This is a genomic window from Bradyrhizobium uaiense (genome assembly GCF_010811875.1).
GTDB lineage: Bacteria > Pseudomonadota > Alphaproteobacteria > Rhizobiales > Xanthobacteraceae > Bradyrhizobium > Bradyrhizobium uaiense.
The window spans coordinates 18244-36968 of record NZ_VKHP01000064.1 but is presented as its reverse complement, the minus strand read 5'-3'; the positions used below and the strand labels follow the sequence as shown (position 1 = coordinate 36968).

The window sequence follows — 18725 nt, the reverse complement described above, 5'->3', positions numbered from 1 at the left end:
GCTTCTCAAAGCTCAAGCAGTTCCGACGTGTCGCAACCCGCTTCGAAAAAACGGCCCGGAATTACCGGGCCGTCGTCACTCTCGCTGCCATTGTTCTATGGATGCGCTAGTGTCCACACCACCTAGCGCGCCAACCACTCGGCGACTTGCTTCTGCGCATCCTTGCGCGCATCCGCGTCGGTGCCGATATGGCCACGCTCGGCGACATCGACATCGGAGGCCGCGACCGCGTGCAGCGGCAAATTGGCGCGATCGAAGTCGTGATAGGCGTCGGGATAGACCACGATCTTTGCGAGCGCGCTGCGGCCGTGCGCGCCGTCGACCATCTGGTGGCAGGCCGATGACGACGTCACATCGTCGCGCGCGCCGATCAGCACCAGCGTCGGCACCCGCGCGCTCCAGCCGAGGCCGAACGAGGTGCGGCAATCCGGATAGAACGCGACCGCTGAACGAAAATCCGGCTCGACGTTGCGCGACGACATTTGCGGCCGCACCGCCCACAGCAGGGCGGCGGCGCCGTTACCCCAGCCGATCAGGCTGATGCGGCTCTTCGCGACCCATTTCTGCTGCACCAGCCACTGCCGTGCCGCATTGATGTCGGCGACCCGCGCGCGGCGGGTCTGGACCTGATGCTCCCGGATGCGGCACTGCGGACCGAGCTCGCGCGAGCCGTAACTATCCGGCAGCAGCACCGCATGGCCGGCCATCAGCAACTGCTCGGCCCAGTCGCGATAGCGCGGTGCGACCTGCTCGGAACGACCGGCGAGACCGCCACAGCCATGCAGCGCGATGACCGTCGGGAACGGCCCGTCGCCATCGGGCCGGTAGAGCTGCGCGTGCAGCGTGACATTGCCGTCGGGAATCTCGACCTGGTGCGGGGCCGGAAGCGGCGCCGCAGCCGCGGCCGGCGCGGCAAGCATGGCGAGGCACATGAAAACTGACTTGAGGCGCATCCGATCCGGCCGGCTCGTTATGGCGCTGCAAACACAGCGGACCACGGCTGCAACGCTACCATGCACGTCCGCCGCCAAATCATCACAAGTCGGTGGTTTAACGGGCGGACATGACACCCTATCTGTGATAGACGGTTTCATGACCATTAAGGCTGCCTCATCGGAGGCAAGGCGGAGAGCTCAAACGTGCTGAACAAGTTCGGTCCCTCGGGCCATGGCGAGGCGCAGGTGCAATATCTCGACGGCGATTTCCGCGTGATCTCGCCCGGCACCTTTGTGCGCTGTGCCATCACCGACGTTCGGATTCCGCTCGACGAGCTGAAGTACTGGAGCGTCGACCTGCAGGAGGCCTACGCCACCCCGACCGCCGTGTTGCAGCGCCACCATCCCGGCGTGGTCAAACCGCAGGCTTAAGCGCAGGGCCGGGTTCACTTGCGCAGCCTTCTGTCCTGCGCCTTGAACAGCTGATCGGTCAGGAGGCGCCGCAGCGCGTCTCCATCATCGAATTGCAGCGTCACCGCGAACGGCACGATCGCCTGCGCCCAGGCCGGCATGCCGTCCGGCCCCCGCAACCGCGCCAGATCCTTTTCCGTCGTTACCAGCGTCAGGGCATCAGCTCGCGCCTCGGCAACAAGTTGTTCGATCTCGTCCTTCGTGAAGGCATGATGATCGGCGAAGGCCGTCTGGCGCACCACATCGACGCCGCTTGACCGCAGCGAGTTGAAGAAGCGTGCGGGATCGCCGATGCCGGCGAAGGCGAGCACACGCGTGCCGCTCAGCGCCGCCAGCGACGCCGGGTCCGGCTTCAGGCGCGCCGACAACACCGACTTGCCGCGGGACAGGAGATCAGCCGCAATGGTCTGCGCCGCGCTCCCCTCCCCGACCACGATCAGCGCGTCGGTGCGTTCCAGCTGCAGCGGCAGCGGCGCGCGCAACGGGCCTGCGGGAATGACGCGGCCGTTGCCGACGCCGCGCCTGCCGTCGATCACGATCAGGCAGCAATCCTTCGCCACTGATGGATTCTGGAAGCCGTCATCCATCAGGATCACGCTCGCATCCTGCGCGCGCGCCAGCGCCAGGCCCGCGGCGCGATCGCGCGACACCACGACCGGCAAGCTCGCCGCCATCATCAGCGGCTCGTCGCCGATGTCGGCCGCCGTGTGGCTGTTACGATCGACCTTGACCGGGCCGGCAAGCCTGCCGCCATAGCCGCGGCTGAGCACCACCGGCCGCTCGCCGAGCTCGCGCAGCAGCTTTGCCAGCGCCAGCACCGTCGGCGTCTTGCCGGCGCCGCCGACGTGGTAGTTGCCGACGCAGAGCACGGGGATGCCGGCATCGATACCGGGGCGGCGCATGCGCCGCGCGGCGACCGCGCCGTACAGCGCGGCGAGCGGTCTCAACAATTGCGATGTCCAAGACGATGGCCGGTGCCAGAAGGCCGGCTCACGCATTGGCGGCTCCCATCTCGAGCCGCAACTGCAACAGATAGGGCTCGAGAGCGGTCACCGTGCGCTCCAGCGCGCCACCGAGCTGTTCGACGACGCGCTCTGAGGCGGCCAGCGAGGTGTCGCGCGCGGCGGGATCGGCGAGGAACTGACCAAGCTGCTTGACCAGCGCGTCCCGGTCGTCCGCGCGCCGGGCGCCGCCGGCACGATCGAGCGCCTCATAGACCTCGGTGAAATTGAACACATGCGGGCCGTGCACGATCGCGGCGCCGAGCTTGATCGCCTCGATCGGATTCTGGCCGCCATGCTCAACCAGCGAGCCGCCCATGAACACGATCGGCGCCAGGCGATAGAACAGGCCGAGCTCGCCCATCGTGTCGGCGACATAGATATCGGTTGTCGCGACCGGCAGATCCTCATGCGAGCGCAGGCCGGGACGAAGGCCGGCGTCGGTCACGAGTTGTGCGACCGCCGCGCCGCGATGGGCATGCCGCGGCACGATCACCGTGAGCAGCCCGGGGAAGAACTTGGCGAGCGACTTGTGCGCCTCGATCAGGATCTCTTCCTCGCCCGGATGGGTCGACGCGGCAACCACGATCGCGCGGCCGCGCGTCACCGACATCAGCCGCTCCAGCTTGGCCGGATCGGCCGGCGGCGCCGCGACGTCGAGCTTGAGGTTGCCGGTGACGACGACGTTGTGGCTGCCGAGCGCGGCAAAGCGTTCGGCATCGGTGTTCGACTGCGCGAGGCAGATGTCGAACCGTCCGAGCAGCGCCCCGATGGTGTTGGAAAGCCGGCGCCAGCGCGGGAACGAGCGCTGCGACATCCGTCCATTGATCAAGACCATCGGCAGCCGCCGCGCGGCACTCGACAGGATCAGGTTCGGCCACAGGTCGGATTCGATGAACAGCGCCAGCGAAGGATGCCAGTGATCGAGGAAGCGCGCGACATAGCGCGGCGAGTCATACGGCACGTATTGGTGGATCACGTCGGGCGGAAAGCGCTTGGCCACGATCGCAGCCGAGGTCACCGTGCCCGAGGTGAGCAGGATGCGCAGATTGAGCGCGCGCAACCGCTCGATCAGCCCGACCGCCGCCAGCACCTCGCCGACGCTGGCGCCATGGATCCACACCAGCGGCCCCTGCGGCCGGGTATCGGCGCTGACGCCGCGCCGCTCGCCGATGCGTTCGGGATCTTCCTTGCCGAGTTTGAGCCGCCGCTTGATCAAGGCAGGCGCAAGCGGCACTATCGCAGACGACAGCTTGCGGTACACGCGCAACGTCATCGGTAGCGAGCTAGCCAAGCGCTGCCTCCGGCCGCCCGACGGCTGCATAGGCACGCCGGGTCGCTTCGTTGAGTAGATCCTCCACCTGCTGCCGAAGCTTTTCCATCGTCGCGGCGTCGGCATCCGGCGGCACATAGACCGGCTCAATACCTACCACTGCGCCCCGCCCGAATGGCAAATTGATGGTGGTCGAATCCCAGTTTTTCAACCGGATGAATCGGCTGGTGACCATCGCAAACGGGATGATCGGCCGGCCGCTCTCCCGCGCCAGCATGATGGCGCCGAGGCCCGCCACCCGCGCCCGCTTCGGAACGTCGGCCGTGGTCGCCATGTTGCAGCCGTCTTCCAAGGTCCGGACCATCTCGAGGAAGGCGCCGACGCCGCCCTTGCGATGGAACGCACCGGAATGGTCGCCGGAACCACGGATGGTGCCGATGCCAAGCCGCTCGACCGCGAGGGCGTTGAACTCGCCGTCGCGATGGCGAGAGATCAATACCTTGGCGCGGTAGCTCTCCTTGGTCCTGATGAACGGCGTCATGAAGTGCTGGCCGTGCCAGAACACGAAGATCGCCGGCATCAAGGGCTCGACGATCCCGTACACGTCAGACGGCTGGTAGCTGAAGCGGTTGGTGTACCAGACCAGCCGCAGATACTCGGCCGCAAGCACACCCAGCGCGCGCTGCACGAAGCCGCTGCGCAGCAGATCGCGAAGAAGTCGTTTCAATGGGTGTGCTTTGTGTCCTGCTCAGGATCGAGCAACCGGTGGAGGTGAACGACGAAATAGCGCATCTGGGCGTTGTCCACCGTCTGCTGCGCCTTCGCCTTCCAGGCCGCATAGGCGGTCGCATAGTTCGGGTACACGCCGACGATCTCGACCTCGTCCAGATTCTTGAAGGTGTTGTGCTCGAGATCGGTCAACTCGCCGCCGATGACGAGGTGAAGCAGCTGCGGCTGGGCATCGTCTGACATGATGGTGGTTTTCCTAACGAGATGCCCGGCAAAGCAGTGAAGTCTTGGTCGTTACAGGTCTGGTCGTCACAGGTCTGTCGTAACAGGCCTGGTCGTCACAATCGGAAACGCGGTGCGGATCGACGGGGTCTCACGGCAATGGACGATTGCGAAAATGCTCGACAATGCGTGCATGACGTTCGCGTCCTGCTGCCACCAGCACCCCATGCGTCACCTCCCGGCGATTGAACTCAATCGCTTCCCCCGAGAGCGCGGTCATCTTACCACCCGCTTCCTGCACGATCAAATTCGCGGCGGCAAGATCCCAGTCGCGGCTTTGCCCGCCCGCAAAGCCGGCGTCAAGTCGACCTTGTGCTACGCGGCACAACCGCAGGGCCAGCGATCCGATCCGCGGATACAGCGTGATTTCGTCCGACGTCGGGCTGAGCCGTTGCACCAGGGGTTTCGGTCCGGCCATGCGGGGAAAATTGAAATCGGTGCCTGTGGTTGCGTGCACGGCGCTGTCGTTCAGGGTCGCGCCCTGCCCGCGGGCGGCAAAGAAGAACTCCTCGCTCACCGGCGCATACACCGCCGCGAGCACCGGAGTTGCATTTTCAACCAGCGCCACACTGACGCACCAGTCCTCGCGCCCTGCGAGATAGGCGCGGGTGCCGTCGATCGGATCGACGATCCAGGTGAAGCGCTTGCCGAGCCGGCTCTCGCTATCGACGCTTTCCTCCGACAACCAGCCGTAGGCAGGCGTTGCCGAACGCAGCTGCTGCTCCAAGAGGTCGTTGACCGCGATGTCGGCCTCGGACACCGGCGAGGACGCGCCCTTGATCCAGTTCTTCAATTCGGTACGGAACAGCGACAGCGCGAGCCGGCCCGCCTCCTGCACCGATCGCGTCAGCAAGGCGGCATCGCGCGCCTTGGTCCAGTCGTCCGTATCAGCGTCCGCCAAGCGTCAGGCCCTCGATGCGCAGCGTCGGCGAGTTGACACCGTAGCGGAACTCCAGATCGTTGGCGGCGACCAGCGACTTGAACATCGGCAGCAGATGGCCGGCGATGGTCACTTCGCTGACCGGATAGGTGATCTCGCCGTTCTCGATCCAGAAGCCGGACGCGCCGCGGCTGTAATCGCCGGTCACGCCGTTGACACCGGAGCCGATCAGGTCGGTGACGTAGAAGCCCTGCTTGATGTCGGAGATCAGCTCTTTCGGCGTCACCGCACCCGGCTCGAGATGCAGATTATACGTGCCGGGCGACGGCGAGGACGACACGCCGCGATGCGCATGCCCGGTCGTCACCAGGCCGAGCTCGCGTGCGGTCGCCGAGTCCAGCACCCAGGTGGTGAGCACGCCTTCGTCGATCAGCGCCGTCCGCTTCACCTTGACGCCCTCGGCATCGAAGGTCTGCGAACGCAGGCCACGCACGCGCAAGGGATCGTCGATGATGCGGATGTCCCTGGAGAACAGCTGCTCGCCGAGCTTGTCCTTCAGGAAGCTGGTCTTGCGCGCAATCGAGGCGCCGTTGATCGAGCCGACCAGATGGCCGACGATCGAGCCGGCAACCCGCGGATCGAACACCACGGGCACCTTGCAGGTCTCGACCTTGCGCGGATTCGACCGCGCCACCGCGCGCTCGCCGGCCTTGCGGCCAACGGTCGTGGGCGAATCGAGGTCGGACGCATGCGGCGCGCTGGTGAAATCATAGTCGCGCTCCATGCCGGTGCCCTCACCGGAAATCGCCGTCGTCGAGATGCCGTGGCTGGAGCGCAGATAAGAACCGTGGAAGCCGGTCGACGTCACCAGCACCATGCCGCCGATCCCGGTCGAGGCCGACGCACCGCCGGACTTCGTGACACCCTTGACCGCGAGCGCCGCAGCCTCCGCCTCGATAGCGCGCTGCTCGAGCTCGGCCGTGGTCGGAACCTTGCGGTCGAGCAGATCGAGATCGGGGAAATCATGCGCATGGAGCGCGGGATCGGCCAGACCGACATATTTGTCGTCAGGCGCGACGCGCGCCATCGCCACCGCGCGTTCGGCAAGCTTTGCGATCCCGTCGCCGCTGACGTCGTTGGTCGACACCACCGCCTGGCGCTGGCCGACGAACACCCGCAAGCCGACGTCGTCGCCTTCGGAGCGCTCGGTTTCCTCGACGCGGCCGTCACGCACCTCGACGCCCTGCGAGACGCCGCGCACCGCAAGGGCATCGGCCGCATCGGCGCCGGCGCGCTTGGCGGCATCGACCAGGCGCTGCGCGAGGTCACTGAGCGCGGATTGGTCGAACAGATCGGAGGTATCACCGTGTCGCGATGCAGATGGTGAAGAGTTCACGAACGAATTCCTGCGGATTGAGGGGGGCCCGGAACGAAGTGACAGGCTTAACCAGATGTGCCGGTTTCACAGGGATTTCAAGCACTTTGCGCCGGCAGGCAACAAAGATTTGAGTGATCGGTGCAAGGCTTCGTCAATCATGCGGGCCAACCTCTTGTCAATCATGGCGTCAGGTGAGGAGGGGTTAACCAGGCTTTTTAAGCCGGAACGGACATCGCTCCGCTAGGCTCTCACACATCGACCGGGAACATAATCCCGGCGGGGAGACAGAGCTTTGAGGCGTCAAACACCAACAAGCGGAATCAATTCCGCCGGGTCGAGCTGCGCACTGCGGCTCGACCCACTTTCCCTTCCGCTCTCTTTCCACGCGCAGGATGCGCGCGCGGATGGCGGCACGCGGCAGGTCGAGCTTCATCGCGAACATGTCGTGCTGCGCCGTGCCGTTCTCGGCATGCGGATGGCGGTCAATGTTCGCGTCAGCGATTTCCTCGGCGTCGCCGTGCGCGGCATCGACGACGCGCAGATGCTGGTGCTGGTTCACCGCGATCCCGCGCTCACCATTCCGCTCGGCTCCAGCTCGGACGCCGACGAAATCACCTCCGCCTGGCAGACGTGGAGCGACATCTTCCGCCTGCCGCAGCTGACCGAGCGGGCACCGCGCCAGCCGGCCCCGCGTCGCCGTCGCCGCAACGCGATCCGCGCGCGCCGCCCGAAATTCCTGGTCCGCCGCCGCGCCGGCGTTCAGCTCAACGAAGCCAGCGTGCATCGCGACGAGCGCGAGATCATCGCGCGGGATTGAATTTGGCACCGTCATTCGCCTCACGGTAACTGTCGTCCCTGCGGAAGCAGGGACCCATACCCCGCGGCTTATATCGTGAGCGGGACTCGTCGTCCCGGCATGCTCAGCAATAACCGTTGGTGGTTATGGGTCCCTGCTTTCGCAGGGACGACACCGAATATGTGGTTCGGTCGAGTCATGCGTCCGTATTCTCGCGACACCTCTCGCGCGCCCCCGGAATGACGACGGAATGAGAGTTACGCCGCGCGCAGCACCGCGTCGACGACGAGGCTCGCGAACAGGATGAAGCCGGCGTCGCGATTGGACTTGAAGATGCGCAGGCAGAGCGCGGGATCGCTGGTGTCGAGCCGGCGGACCTGCCAGCCAAGATGCAGCGCGAACGCCGCAAGGCCGATCCAGGCCGGCCAGCGCGCGCTGGCGAGCGCGAATGCCGCGCCGATCAGCAGCACGGCGAGACCATAGAAGATCACCAGCGCGCGATGGGTGCGCGCGCCGAACAGCCGCGCGGTGGACTTGACGCCGATCAGTGCATCATCCTCGGCGTCCTGGTGGGCGTAGATGGTGTCGTAGGCGATCACCCAGGCGATCGATCCGGCGTAGAGCGCAATCGCCGCACCATCGATGCGTTCGAGCGTCACCGCAAATCCCATCAACGCGCCGTAGGAAAACGCGAGACCGAGCACGACCTGCGGCCACCAGGTGATCCGCTTCATGAACGGGTAGATCGCGACGATCACGAGCGAGGCGATGCCGGTCAGCACCGCGAAGCGGTTGAACTGCAGCAGCACCGCAAGCCCGATCAGCGCTTGCAGCACCATGAAGACCACCGCGCCCGTCACCGTGACCTGTCCGGCCGGGATCGGCCGCGACCGGGTGCGCTCGACCTTGGCGTCGAGATCGCGATCGGTGATGTCGTTCCAGGTGCAGCCGGCGCCGCGCATCACGAAGGCGCCGATGAAGAACAGCAGGACGACGAGCGGCAGCGAGCGGACATCGTGAGCGACGCCGGCGGCAAGCGCCGCCGACCACCAGCACGGCATCAACAGCAGCCACGAGCCGATCGGCCGGTCGTAGCGCGCCAACCGCAGATAGGGCCGCGACCAGACCGGCGCATGGGTATCCACCCAGTTGCCTGTGGAGTCGGCAACGCGGGCGGAAACGTCGCTCATCTGCGCTCAATCATCGGTGGACCCTTATCGGGTGAGAACGTTGCCGTTCAGCGTATCGAAGGTGCTGCCGCCCTTCTTGGTCGGCGTCGCTTCCGGCAGCGAGGCGGACGAGCCGAGCACGTCGCTCAGCGACGGCCCCGCCGGCCCGCGCGGCTGCGCCGCCGCCTGCTCCGCGACGTTGCAGACCTTCTTCAGCAGCGCTTCGGTATTCTTGTGACCGTCCTTGAGCTGGTTGGCGATCTGCGGCGGAATTCCGCACTTGGCCGCGTTGGTATCGACATATTTGATCATCTTGATCTCGGCCTGGCTGTAATTGCCGATCAGCTTGCAGGCCTCCTGCGGGCTGGCGTGCCGATCGCTCGCCGTCTTGATCGCCTTGCCGCGCTTCTCCGCTTCCTCACGCAGCGGGACGAAATTCTTCATGCAGGCCTCGCCGGCGCCACCTGCCTCCGCGCTGGGCGGGGGCGGCGGAGATGACAGACCGCCGCCCGCGATGGGGGCAGCACCATTGCTCGGAAAGGCCGAGGGCGTGGCGCCGACCCTGGCCGCCGGCGCGCCATTGACCGGCGGGAATGCAGGATCCGAGGCGGTGCCGGCCCGGCTGGCGGGACGTGCACCGTTGACCGGTGGGAACGCGGAATCCGAGGCGGTGCCGGCCTGGCCTTGATTGGGCAACGGTGCCGGAAAAGCGCTCTGGGCAGCCGCCTGCCCCGCGGACAGGGCGGTCGCGGCAACGGTCAGCACGATCAGTCGGCGGATCATCGAGGGTGTTTCTCCGGCAAAAGGTCCAGGCAACCCCAGCGCTACAAAAACGAAGCAACGAAATTTGGGGGCGTTTTACGATTCCTGTGAGGCCTTAACAACCCGTGGATTTGGGCGACAGCGCGGCGTAGGGCCACACCCGCCACATTAAATTGTTCCCCGATTCTAAGCCTTTAGGCTACGAGCACGGTAAAAATCGACCATCAAATCTGCCTGAACAGGATTTCCGGTCATGCACCGGTTTGAATTTCACGGTCCTGCGCTGACCGAAAAGCAAAAGGGGCCGCGTGCAAGCGACCCCTCGGACTGGAAAAATGACTTGGTGTCAGAAGCAATGTATCGACGCTTCCTTACTACCTTGGCCGACCAGTTCCTGGCGAGTCCGCGCGATTACGGTGTCGCCCGGTTTGGTTAACCTGCCGCGCAGCACTGACGCCGCTGGAACGCATCTCAAGAACCCACGACATGCCTGAACACGATTTCCGCAGCCCCCGCCTGTTTGTCGATGCCCCGCTCGGTGCCGGCGCGACCGTTCCGCTCGAACGTGACCAGAGCAACTATCTCGGCAACGTGCTGCGGCTTAACGCCGGCGACACCGTGCTGGTGTTCAACGGCCGCGACGGCGAATGGCGCGCGGCGATTTCCGGCCGCAAGCGGGCGGACACGCTGACAATCGCAGCACAAACCCGCGCGCAGGACCGGCTGCCCGACGTCGCCTATGTGTTCGCGCCGCTGAAACATGCCCGGCTCGACTACATGGTGCAAAAGGCGGTCGAGATGGGCGCCGCACGGCTGGTGCCGGTGCTGAGCCGCTTCACTCAGGTGTCGCGGGTCAACAGCGAGCGGATGCGTGCCAATGTGGTCGAGGCCGCCGAGCAATGCGGCATCATCTCGCTCGCCGAGGTGGCCGATCCCCTGCCCCTCAAACGCTACCTCGCCGGGCGCGACCAGGCGCGGCTGCTGGTGTTCTGCGACGAGGCGGCCCTGGTCGCAAATCCGATCCAGGCGCTGCAAGCGGCGAGGGCTGCAAATGCCGGCATCGATGTCCTGATCGGCCCTGAGGGCGGCTTCGCCGAGGAGGAGCGCGCGCTGCTGCTGCGCCAGCCCAGCATCCTCCGCCTCGCCCTCGGCCCGCGCATCCTGCGCGCCGACACCGCCGCCGTCGCCGCGCTGGCGCTGGTGCAGGCGGCGCTCGGGGATTGGGGGGCAAAATGATCATCCCGTCATCCTTGAGGTGCGAGCCTCTTCGGCGAGCCTCGAAGGATGCACGGCCCGGCCAGTGGCCGATTCATCCTTCGAGGCTCGCTGCGCTCGCACCTCAGGATGACGGGGCTTCAGGCGTGCTATGCGATGGAAGGCGACGGCAGACATCTTCCCCTAGCCAAGCCGTCGCAAAATCGTTAACGAACCCAATCATTAAGCCACTTGGCTGATCCTTGTCGAAACCCTGATCCGGCCATGGTAAGGGCTGCCCCGAACCACCCTGGAACCTGCGCCGGAGCCCCGATCCGGACCTTTTGGACGTCGAGATGACCGAAGCTGTCGCACCACGATCCGCCGCCGGATCCGCCTCATGGGCGGATGCGCTGCTGGCCTCGTTCGCGCAGGCCGGCTATCTCAGGTCCGAGCCCGCGATCCTGCAACCGGCCGAGCCGTTCCTCGACCTCTCCGGCGAGGACATCCGCAAGAGCCTGTATCTGACGACCGACCCGAGCGGCGAGGAGCTCTGCCTGCGCCCGGATCTCACGATTCCGGTGGCGCGCGACTACCTCGCCTCGTCCCGCGCCGGCCAGCCGGCCGGCTTCAGCTATCTCGGGCCGGTGTTCCGCTATCGAGACGGCCAGCCGAGCCAATTCCTGCAAGCCGGCATCGAATCCTTCGGGCGGCAGGACCGCGCCGCGGCCGACGCCGAGATGCTGGCGCTGGCGCTGGAGGCGACCACCGCGTTCGGGTTGACCGATGTCGAGATCCGCACCGGCGACGTGGCGCTGTTCAACGCGCTGATCGATGCGCTCGAACTCTACCCGGTGTGGCGGCGCCGGCTGATCAAGGATTTCAACCGCAAGGTTTCGCTGACCGACGACATCGAGCAGCTGACACTCTCAACCGCGCCGGGCCGCAACGAATATGAGGGCGTGCTCGCGGCGCTGGCCGGCTCCGACCGCAAGGCGGCGCTGGCGCTGGTCACCGATCTGATGTCGATCGCCGGCACCACCAATGTCGGCGGGCGCACGGTCGCCGAGATCGCCGACCGCTTCCTCGAGCAATCGACCTTGAAGGCCGGCGCGCTGCCGCACGACGCGGTCGCGACCATCAAGCGCTTCCTGGCGATCTCGGGCGATCCCGACGACGCGGTCGCGCAGCTGCGCGCGCTGGCCTCCGACGCCAAGCTGAACCTCGCCGCCGCGATCGACCAGCTCGAGAGCCGGGTCGGCTTCATGGCGGCGCGCGGCATCGACATCCGAAAAACCCGCTTCTCGACGGCGTTCGGCCGCGGCCTCGACTATTACACCGGCTTCGAGTTCGAGCTGCACGCCAGGGGCAATGGCAGCGAGCCGCTGGTCGCGGGCGGGCGCTATGATGGGCTGATGACGCAGCTCGGATCGGTGAGCCCGATCCCCGCGGTCGGCTTCTCGGTCTGGATCGAGGCGATGACCCGGCATGGCAAGGCCCTGCGCGGAGGCGCCCAATGAGCACGCCCTTCGTCGTCGCGGTTCCCTCCAAGGGACGCTTGCAGGAAAACGCGGAGAGCTTCTTCGCCCGCGCCGGGCTGACCCTGTCGAAGGCCGGCGGTGCGCGCGACTATCGCGGCACCATCGCCGGCGTCGACAATGTCGAGATCGCCTATCTCTCGGCGAGCGAGATCGCGGCCAATCTGGCCCGCGGCTCGGTGCATCTCGGCGTCACCGGCGAGGACCTGGTGCGCGAGAGCATTCCCGATCCCGACAAGCGCGTGCTGATGATCGAAGGCCTCGGCTTCGGCTATGCCAATGTCGTGGTCGCAGTGCCACAGGCCTGGATCGACGTCCGCACCATGGCCGATCTCGACGACGTCGCATCGGGCTTCCGCGAGCAGCACAATCACCGCATGCGGGTCGCGACCAAATACATCAATCTGACGCGCGGCTTCTTCGCCAGGCACGGCGTCGGCGACTACCGCATCGTCGAAAGCGCCGGCGCCACCGAAGGCGCGCCCGCGGCCGGCACCGCCGAACTGATCGTCGACATCACGACCACAGGGGCGACGCTTGCCGCCAACGGCCTCAAGGTGCTGGACGACGGCGTGATGCTGCGCAGCCAGGCCAATCTGGTGGCCTCCAAGGACGCCGACTGGTCGACCGGCGCCCGCGAGACCGCGCGCGTCATCCTCGACCACATCGCCGCGCGCGCCCGCGCCAGCAAGTATCGCGAGGTCCGCACCCGCTTCGCCGGCTGCAACGATGCGCTGCTGTCCGAGGCGCACAGCCGTTTCGGCGTGGTCGCCCCGTTCGGCGGCCCGACCTCGTCGGGCATGCTTACGCTGCACTGCCCACCGGGCAAGCTTTACGCGCTCGGCAGCTTCCTGCGCGAGCACGGCGCCGAGACCGTCTCGGTGGTGTCGCTGGACTACGTGTTCGACCGCGAGAACCCGCTGTTCGCCAAGCTTGAGGCGTTCCTGCGACAATGAGTCGACAGGACCGTTCATGTTGGCGACAGCCGGCCGTCGGTACCATATTGTGTTCATGATCTCTCGTTGCGACGCGTTTTCCTGCCGCGAACCGGAACCCGATTTCGCGCGAAAACGCTCTAGTTCTGGAACCTGACCGATGATGCTGGGCTCCGACGTTTCCAGCCTGACCACAACCGCCAAGACCGCCGCCGCGCAGGGTCTGTCCATCGTCGTGCCTGTCTACAACGAGGCCGCCGGGCTTAGTGCGCTGCACCAGCGACTGATCGACCTCGCCAAGGCGCTGGGCGTCCGTTACGGCCTCGCTTGCGAAGTGATCTATGTCGACGACGGCAGCGCCGACAACACGCTGGCGATCGCGCGCGGCCTGCCTGCCGATGGGCTCGACCTCCAGGTGGTGTCGCTGTCGCGCAATTTCGGCAAGGAGGCGGCGCTGATGGCCGGCCTCGACCATGCCCGCCGCGGCGCGGTGCTGTTCATGGATGGCGACGGCCAGCACCCACCGACACTGGTGGAGCAACTGGTCGCGCACTGGATCGATGACGGCTACGACGTGGTCTACACCGCGAAGGCGCATCGCGACAATGAATCGGCGGCGAGGCGACTTGCCGTGCGCGGCTTCTACGCGCTGATCAACTGGGGTGCGCGGCAGCAGATTCCCGAGGACGCCGGCGACTTCCGCCTGCTCTCGCCGCGCGCGGCCGCGGCCTTGCGGCAATTGCCGGAGCGCAACCGCTTCTTCAAGGGCCTCGCCAGCTGGATCGGCTTCAAGCAGATCCGCGTCGACTACGAGCCGGCGCCGCGCGCGCATGGCGTCACCACCTTCAATGCCGGCCGGCTGATCGGCCTGTCGATCGAGGGCCTGACCTCGTTCTCGGTGGCGCCGCTGCGCTTTGCCAGCCTGCTCGGCGCGCTGCTCGCCGGCGTGGCCTTCCTGTTCGGTCTCTCAATCCTGTGGGAAGTGCTGACCACCGGCAAGCAGGTCCCCGGCTATCCGTCGCTGATGATCGGCATGATGACGATCGGCGGCGTGCAGCTCATCATGATCGGGATCGTCGGCGAATATATCGGCAAGATCCTCTCCGAGCTGAAGGCGCGGCCAATCTACTTCGTCGCCGAGCATACCGAGAAGCACGCTGACGGCGGCGCGGCGCAGGCGGCCTCCGAGCGGACCGCCGCCGAATGAGCGAAACTTCCTAGTGGTCCGATTCCAACATTCGCATTCCGACCGGGAGGCATTTTGCGAATGTTGGGATCAAAGGACCACTAGAAAAAAATTCTTGCAGTGGAGCTCTTAGATTTGACGTTCGCATTGAGGAGTCGCGGCAAATGACGGCGAACGTCAAATCCGCTCCACTGCGCCGGATCTGGCTGTGTGCTGACGACTATGGCTTGAGCGACGGCGTCAACCGCGCGATCCGCGATCTGATCGAGCGTGGCCGCCTCAACGCAACATCGGTGATGATGGTGACCCCGGCGATCGGCCGCGAGGCCGCGGCCGCGCTAAAGGCATCGGTGGCGAAAAGCCCGCGCTGCGCGATCGGGCTGCATGTGACGCTGACCGCGCCGTTCCGGCCGCTGACGATGCACTTCCGGCCGCTCGACGGCGACATGTTTCTGCCCTTCCCGCGACTGTTGCGCGCCGGGCTGATGCATCGGCTCGATGCCGAGCTGGTGCATGCCGAGGTGCTGGCGCAGCTCGACGCGTTCCAGGATTTGTTCGGCCGCGCGCCCGATTTCGTCGACGGCCATCAGCATGCGCAGCTGTTTCCGCAGGTGCGCGACGGCTTCCTGCGCGCCGTGAAGGAGCGCGCACCCAACGCCTGGGTGCGGCAGTGCGGCCGCGAAGGTCCGCTCGCGCGCCAGCTGGCGGCGCCCAAGGCGCTGGTGCTGAACGTGCTCTCAACGCAATTCCGCATCAAGGCGCAGCGTTCAGGCCTGCATTTCAATCCGGCCTTCGCCGGCGCCTACGACTTTACGCGCGGCAGCGACTTCGGCGCGCTGATGCAGGGCTTCCTCGACGGCATGCCCGAGGGCGGGCTCGTGATGTGCCATCCGGGTTTCGTCGATGAAACACTGAAAAATCTCGACCCGCTGACGACCCAGCGCGAGACCGAGCATGCCTATCTCGCAGGCGACGATTTCGCCGCGCTGCTGGCCCTGAATAAAGTTACACTGGCCTGATGGGGTTCATAAGAATCCGCCGGTCGTATTGTCGCATACATAAATTTAATTCTGGCCCCCACTCCTTGCGCCACAAACCCCGTCCTACATGAGGCGCGCGCCGATTCGATCGACGCGATGGAGAACGCCATGACACCGCAAGAACGCCAACTGATCGACGATCTCTTCGACCGGCTCGCCAAGCTGGAGAATGCCCCGCGCGACAGCGAGGCCATGTCTGCGATCATGCAGGGCCTGCGCAGCGCGCCGAATGCGGTTTACGCGCTGGTGCAGACCGCGCTGGTGCAGGACGAGGCGCTGAAGCGCGCCCATGACCGCATCCAGGAACTCGAGGCCGCTGTCGGCCAGCAGCAGCCGGCCCAGCAGCAAGGCGGTTTCCTCGATTCGATGCGCGATGCGATCTTCGGCCAGGGTCAAGGACAGGGCCAGCAGCCGCATGGTTCGGTGCCGCCGGTGCGCGCGCCGGATATCGGCGGCGGCCGTCCGGTCTGGAACTCGGGCCAGGCGATGCAGCAGGCAGGCGGCGGCTATGGCCAGAACTACGGCCAGCCGCCCCAGCAATACGGCCAGCCTTATGGCGGCCCGCAGCCCCCGGCTTTCGGCGGCGGCGCGCCCGGTGGTGGCGGCGGCTCGTTCCTCGGCACGGCGGCTGCGGCCGCGGCCGGCGTGGTCGGCGGCGGGCTGCTTCTCAGCAGCATCCGCGGCATGATGGGTGGCGGTGGCCACCAGTCGCTGGCCGATGCCGGCGGCCTCGGCGGCGGCTCACGCCCTTGGGGCGGCGACCAGTCGTCGAGCGACCTCGCCCGTGACGCGGGGATCAACGATGTCAGTTCGTCCGGTCGCGACAGTGATTACGGCTCGCGCGCCGGCGCGTTCGACCAGGCGCAGGCCGACCGGGACAGTGACGATGATCAAGACGCCGATGACTTCGACGACAACGGCGGCGACGACAACGGCGATTACGCGTAAACGCGATCGCTGAAATGACAACGGCCGCTCCAATCGAGCGGCCGTTTTTGATTTTGACCAATCCGTAGCCCGGATGAAGCTCTTCCCCTTCCCCCTGAAAGGGGGAAGGTCGGGATGGGGGTCAGCCACACGCGGCTATGCCAGTGGAGAGACAGGATCCCCACCCGCTTTGCTCTGTCGAGCAAAGCGACCTCCCTTTTTCAAGGGGAGGTTGACGCGCCCGCGCCCTTCTCACATCACGACGACCTTGGCGCCGACATTGACGCGGCCGTAGAGGTCGATGACGTCCTCGTTGCGCATCCGGATGCAGCCGGACGAGACGTTGGTGCCGATCGTCCAGGGCTCGTTGGAGCCGTGGATGCGGTAGAGCGAGGAGCCGAGATACATCGCACGCGCCCCGAGCGGATTCTCCGGGCCGCCTTCCATGTGCCGCGGCAGATCGGGACGGCGCGCCAGCATTTCCGGCGGCGGCGTCCAGGCCGGCCATTCCTTCTTCGCCGAGATCGTCTTGGTGCCGGCCCAGGTGAAGCCGGGACGGCCGACGCCGATGCCGTAGCGCAGCGCGCGGCCGTCGCCCTGCACCAGATAGAGGAACTTGTTCGGCGTATCGACGACGATGGTGCCGGCGCCTTCCTTGCCGCTGTAATCGACCAGCTGCTTTTCATAGCGCGGATCGAACGGACGCTGGGTCGGATCGCCCGCGGCCTCCTCCTGCTGACGGATCATCTGCTGCTGCGGATCCATCGGCGGCAGCTGGCGATTGCCGTAATAGCCGGGCTGCTGCTGATACTGCGGCGAGTAACCCTGCGACGATGGCGCATCGCCGAACAGGAATTCGATGAAGCCGCCGCCCATGTTGGAGCGCTGCGGCTGTACATAGGCGGTGCGCATCGGCGGCTGCCGTGCGCCCTGGTTGGCGTAGATCACAGACGGCTCGGGCTGAGCCGCCGCGTCGATCGCCATGGCGTGATGGGGAACGGCAATAAGAGAAGAGGCGCCGGCAAGCAGCGCAAGCGTGGTTTTCCTGAACATCGACGTACTCTGTACTGGTTTCGTCGTGACTTGCTTTGCGAGGGCGCGCGGTGCGCCGTTGCACGTGGTCAATAAGCAGTGAAAACCGCGTCGGTTTGGTAAACGGAACGGCCGTTTCGATTCACCACGTCGGCAATGCCGCGTGGTTTTGCCTGACAGCGTTTATTTTGCGTGAATGCCGCGGCGATATGGTTAATCGCCGGTATCGCTGCGGTCGCTCGCCATCGGCGCAAACTGTTCCCGCGTGAACCTGACGTTAAATCCACCTTGTCTAGAACGGACTTCAGTAGAAGGGGCGGGAATGAAAATCATGTCAGTGAAGCGTAAGCGTTTTCGTGTCGAGCAGGCGATGGGTGAAGTCGTGATGCCGGAGCCGGAGGTTGTTGCGGGCGGCGCCGACCTCGGTCCGATGCATCGCGAGATCATGGCCGAGCTTCGCTCGATCCGCGCCCAGATGGCCGCCGCACCGGGCGAGCGCAGCGGCAACGGCGTTGATGCCGCCGTCGCCCGCGAGGTCGCCGAGACGCACGCGCTGCTCGAGACCTACCGCGCGCAGGTCGAACAGTGCGAGAAGCTCAAGGTCGAGCTCGACCTGATCCACGACGCGATCAGCCGCACCAAGCGCGAGATCGCCGTGCTGCACGGCAAGAGCTTCAACGGCGAGGAGATGGCCAAGGTCAATGGCGAGCTCGGCGCCGTGGTCGGCGGCACCGAACAGGCGACCCAGCAGATCCTCGAGGCGGTGGAGGCGATCGACCAGGCCGCGACCGCGCTGTCGAAGAACGTCACCCCCGATCAGCAGAAGCTGCTCAGCGAAGATATCCAGGAGCGCGTGGTCTCGATCTTCGAGGCCTGCAACTTCCAGGACCTCACCGGCCAGCGCATCAACAAGGTGATGCAGACGATGAAGTTCATCGAACAGCACATCAACGAGATGATGAACATCTGGGGCGGCGTCGACGCGATCAAGACCCACTCCCCGCCGATCGTCGACACCCGCGAGGGCGACGCCCGCCTGCTCAACGGCCCGAAGCTCGACGGCGACGCCGGCCACGCCTCGCAGGACGACATCGACGCGATGTTTAACTGAGCGATCGCCAGATCAGAACGAAAAACGCCGGCCCTCGGGCCGGCGTTTTTGTTTGAAGCACGGCAAGCGGCAAATCAGTCAGAACC

The 18725-nt window shown here is 66.0% G+C and carries 20 protein-coding genes and 1 pseudogene; 11 read left to right on the top strand and 10 right to left on the bottom strand.

Features of this window, described 5'->3' with window-relative positions; translation table 11 throughout:
• Positions 1-110, top strand: a pseudogene (locus FNJ47_RS17640) (IS5/IS1182 family transposase); the annotation flags it as partial.
• 12 nt (positions 111-122) lie between these two features.
• Here the strand turns inward: FNJ47_RS17640 and FNJ47_RS17635 are convergent.
• Positions 123-953 carry a dienelactone hydrolase family protein gene (locus FNJ47_RS17635; RefSeq protein WP_163155241.1) on the bottom strand — a complete coding sequence of 277 codons (831 nt, stop codon included), beginning with the start codon at positions 951-953 and terminating at the stop codon, positions 123-125.
• 186 nt (positions 954-1139) lie between these two features.
• Here FNJ47_RS17635 and FNJ47_RS17630 point away from each other — a divergent pair, with 186 nt between their 5' ends.
• Entirely contained in the window at positions 1140-1367 is a 228-nt protein-coding gene (locus FNJ47_RS17630) for a DUF2093 domain-containing protein (RefSeq protein ID WP_163155239.1), read from the top strand.
• Between the two features lie 14 nt (positions 1368-1381).
• On the opposite strand, the gene lpxK is transcribed toward FNJ47_RS17630, so the two are convergent.
• The 6 genes from lpxK to FNJ47_RS17600 all read right to left on the bottom strand — a co-directional run bounded on the left by lpxK (position 1382) and on the right by FNJ47_RS17600 (position 6967).
• Complete coding sequence (gene lpxK, locus FNJ47_RS17625) at positions 1382-2404, bottom strand: tetraacyldisaccharide 4'-kinase (protein WP_163155237.1); 1023 nt, start codon at positions 2402-2404, stop codon at positions 1382-1384.
• Positions 2397-3731, bottom strand: a complete 1335-nt coding sequence (locus FNJ47_RS17620) for a 3-deoxy-D-manno-octulosonic acid transferase (protein ID WP_163155249.1) — start codon at positions 3729-3731, stop codon at positions 2397-2399. Before FNJ47_RS17620 ends, lpxK begins: the two co-directional genes overlap by 8 nt.
• Positions 3694-4407, bottom strand: coding sequence for a lysophospholipid acyltransferase family protein (locus tag FNJ47_RS17615; RefSeq protein WP_163155235.1), 714 nt, complete (start codon positions 4405-4407; stop codon positions 3694-3696). The genes FNJ47_RS17620 and FNJ47_RS17615 overlap by 38 nt, the downstream gene beginning before the upstream one ends.
• Positions 4404-4652, bottom strand: coding sequence for a DUF4170 domain-containing protein (locus tag FNJ47_RS17610; RefSeq protein WP_163155233.1), 249 nt, complete (start codon positions 4650-4652; stop codon positions 4404-4406). The genes FNJ47_RS17615 and FNJ47_RS17610 overlap by 4 nt, the downstream gene beginning before the upstream one ends.
• Before the next feature lie 130 nt (positions 4653-4782).
• On the bottom strand, positions 4783-5592 hold the full coding sequence (locus tag FNJ47_RS17605) for an inositol monophosphatase family protein (protein ID WP_163155231.1): 810 nt from the start codon (positions 5590-5592) through the stop codon (positions 4783-4785).
• The gene (locus FNJ47_RS17600; protein ID WP_163155229.1) at positions 5579-6967 is read right to left on the bottom strand and encodes a metallopeptidase TldD-related protein; all 1389 of its coding nucleotides are present in this window, start codon (positions 6965-6967) and stop codon (positions 5579-5581) included. Before FNJ47_RS17600 ends, FNJ47_RS17605 begins: the two co-directional genes overlap by 14 nt.
• Positions 6968-7241: 274 nt before the next feature.
• Between FNJ47_RS17600 and FNJ47_RS17595 the strand changes: the two genes are divergently transcribed.
• Positions 7242-7766, top strand: coding sequence for a DUF6101 family protein (locus tag FNJ47_RS17595; protein WP_163155227.1), 525 nt, complete (start codon positions 7242-7244; stop codon positions 7764-7766).
• A gap of 236 nt (positions 7767-8002) precedes the next feature.
• Here FNJ47_RS17595 and ubiA read toward each other — a convergent pair whose 3' ends face one another.
• Together ubiA and FNJ47_RS17585 are read right to left on the bottom strand one after the other, a co-directional pair.
• A complete protein-coding gene (gene ubiA, locus FNJ47_RS17590; RefSeq protein WP_163155225.1) occupies positions 8003-8935 on the bottom strand; it encodes a 4-hydroxybenzoate octaprenyltransferase in 933 nt (310 codons plus the stop codon).
• 24 nt (positions 8936-8959) lie between these two features.
• Complete coding sequence (locus tag FNJ47_RS17585) at positions 8960-9697, bottom strand: hypothetical protein (RefSeq protein ID WP_163155223.1); 738 nt, start codon at positions 9695-9697, stop codon at positions 8960-8962.
• 232 nt (positions 9698-9929) lie between these two features.
• Between FNJ47_RS17585 and FNJ47_RS17580 the strand changes: the two genes are divergently transcribed.
• From FNJ47_RS17580 to FNJ47_RS17550, 7 genes are all read left to right on the top strand, one after another.
• A complete protein-coding gene (locus FNJ47_RS17580) occupies positions 9930-10112 on the top strand; it encodes a hypothetical protein (protein ID WP_163155221.1) in 183 nt (60 codons plus the stop codon).
• A gap of 50 nt (positions 10113-10162) precedes the next feature.
• Positions 10163-10912, top strand: a complete 750-nt coding sequence (locus FNJ47_RS17575) for a 16S rRNA (uracil(1498)-N(3))-methyltransferase (protein WP_163155218.1) — start codon at positions 10163-10165, stop codon at positions 10910-10912.
• A 314-nt stretch (positions 10913-11226) separates the two neighbouring features.
• Complete coding sequence (locus tag FNJ47_RS17570; RefSeq protein WP_163155216.1) at positions 11227-12390, top strand: ATP phosphoribosyltransferase regulatory subunit; 1164 nt, start codon at positions 11227-11229, stop codon at positions 12388-12390.
• Positions 12387-13364: an ATP phosphoribosyltransferase gene (gene hisG / locus FNJ47_RS17565; RefSeq protein WP_163155215.1), complete on the top strand. Its 978-nt coding sequence runs from the start codon at positions 12387-12389 to the stop codon at positions 13362-13364. Before FNJ47_RS17570 ends, hisG begins: the two co-directional genes overlap by 4 nt.
• Before the next feature lie 139 nt (positions 13365-13503).
• Positions 13504-14550 carry a glycosyltransferase family 2 protein gene (locus tag FNJ47_RS17560; protein WP_163155213.1) on the top strand — a complete coding sequence of 349 codons (1047 nt, stop codon included), beginning with the start codon at positions 13504-13506 and terminating at the stop codon, positions 14548-14550.
• Between the two features lie 143 nt (positions 14551-14693).
• Positions 14694-15548: a ChbG/HpnK family deacetylase gene (locus FNJ47_RS17555; RefSeq protein WP_163155211.1), complete on the top strand. Its 855-nt coding sequence runs from the start codon at positions 14694-14696 to the stop codon at positions 15546-15548.
• 129 nt (positions 15549-15677) lie between these two features.
• The gene (locus tag FNJ47_RS17550; RefSeq protein ID WP_163155209.1) at positions 15678-16517 is read left to right on the top strand and encodes a DUF2076 domain-containing protein; all 840 of its coding nucleotides are present in this window, start codon (positions 15678-15680) and stop codon (positions 16515-16517) included.
• 231 nt (positions 16518-16748) lie between these two features.
• Here the strand turns inward: FNJ47_RS17550 and FNJ47_RS17545 are convergent, their stop codons facing one another.
• On the bottom strand, positions 16749-17549 hold the full coding sequence (locus FNJ47_RS17545; protein WP_163155207.1) for a L,D-transpeptidase: 801 nt from the start codon (positions 17547-17549) through the stop codon (positions 16749-16751).
• Positions 17550-17859: 310 nt separating this feature from the next.
• On the opposite strand from FNJ47_RS17545, the gene FNJ47_RS17540 reads away from it, so the two are divergent.
• Positions 17860-18639, top strand: coding sequence for a protein phosphatase CheZ (locus tag FNJ47_RS17540; protein ID WP_163155205.1), 780 nt, complete (start codon positions 17860-17862; stop codon positions 18637-18639).
• Positions 18640-18725 lie beyond the last annotated feature (86 nt).

What these genes read in the sequence shown, in the direction of transcription:
- FNJ47_RS17635 (WP_163155241.1), bottom strand. Translation starts at nt 953, where the DNA reads ATGCGCCTCAAGTCAGTTTTCATGTGCCTCGCCATGCTTGCCGCGCCG.
- lpxK (WP_163155237.1), bottom strand. Translation starts at nt 2,404, where the DNA reads ATGCGTGAGCCGGCCTTCTGGCACCGGCCATCGTCTTGGACATCGCAA.
- FNJ47_RS17620 (WP_163155249.1), bottom strand. Translation starts at nt 3,731, where the DNA reads ATGCAGCCGTCGGGCGGCCGGAGGCAGCGCTTGGCTAGCTCGCTACCG.
- FNJ47_RS17610 (WP_163155233.1), bottom strand. Translation starts at nt 4,652, where the DNA reads ATGTCAGACGATGCCCAGCCGCAGCTGCTTCACCTCGTCATCGGCGGC.
- ubiA (WP_163155225.1), bottom strand. Translation starts at nt 8,935, where the DNA reads ATGAGCGACGTTTCCGCCCGCGTTGCCGACTCCACAGGCAACTGGGTG.
- FNJ47_RS17585 (WP_163155223.1), bottom strand. Translation starts at nt 9,697, where the DNA reads ATGATCCGCCGACTGATCGTGCTGACCGTTGCCGCGACCGCCCTGTCC.
- FNJ47_RS17580 (WP_163155221.1), top strand. Translation starts at nt 9,930, where the DNA reads ATGCACCGGTTTGAATTTCACGGTCCTGCGCTGACCGAAAAGCAAAAG.
- FNJ47_RS17575 (WP_163155218.1), top strand. Translation starts at nt 10,163, where the DNA reads ATGCCTGAACACGATTTCCGCAGCCCCCGCCTGTTTGTCGATGCCCCG.
- FNJ47_RS17570 (WP_163155216.1), top strand. Translation starts at nt 11,227, where the DNA reads ATGACCGAAGCTGTCGCACCACGATCCGCCGCCGGATCCGCCTCATGG.
- hisG (WP_163155215.1), top strand. Translation starts at nt 12,387, where the DNA reads ATGAGCACGCCCTTCGTCGTCGCGGTTCCCTCCAAGGGACGCTTGCAG.
- FNJ47_RS17560 (WP_163155213.1), top strand. Translation starts at nt 13,504, where the DNA reads ATGATGCTGGGCTCCGACGTTTCCAGCCTGACCACAACCGCCAAGACC.
- FNJ47_RS17555 (WP_163155211.1), top strand. Translation starts at nt 14,694, where the DNA reads ATGACGGCGAACGTCAAATCCGCTCCACTGCGCCGGATCTGGCTGTGT.
- FNJ47_RS17550 (WP_163155209.1), top strand. Translation starts at nt 15,678, where the DNA reads ATGACACCGCAAGAACGCCAACTGATCGACGATCTCTTCGACCGGCTC.
- FNJ47_RS17545 (WP_163155207.1), bottom strand. Translation starts at nt 17,549, where the DNA reads ATGTTCAGGAAAACCACGCTTGCGCTGCTTGCCGGCGCCTCTTCTCTT.
- FNJ47_RS17540 (WP_163155205.1), top strand. Translation starts at nt 17,860, where the DNA reads ATGTCAGTGAAGCGTAAGCGTTTTCGTGTCGAGCAGGCGATGGGTGAA.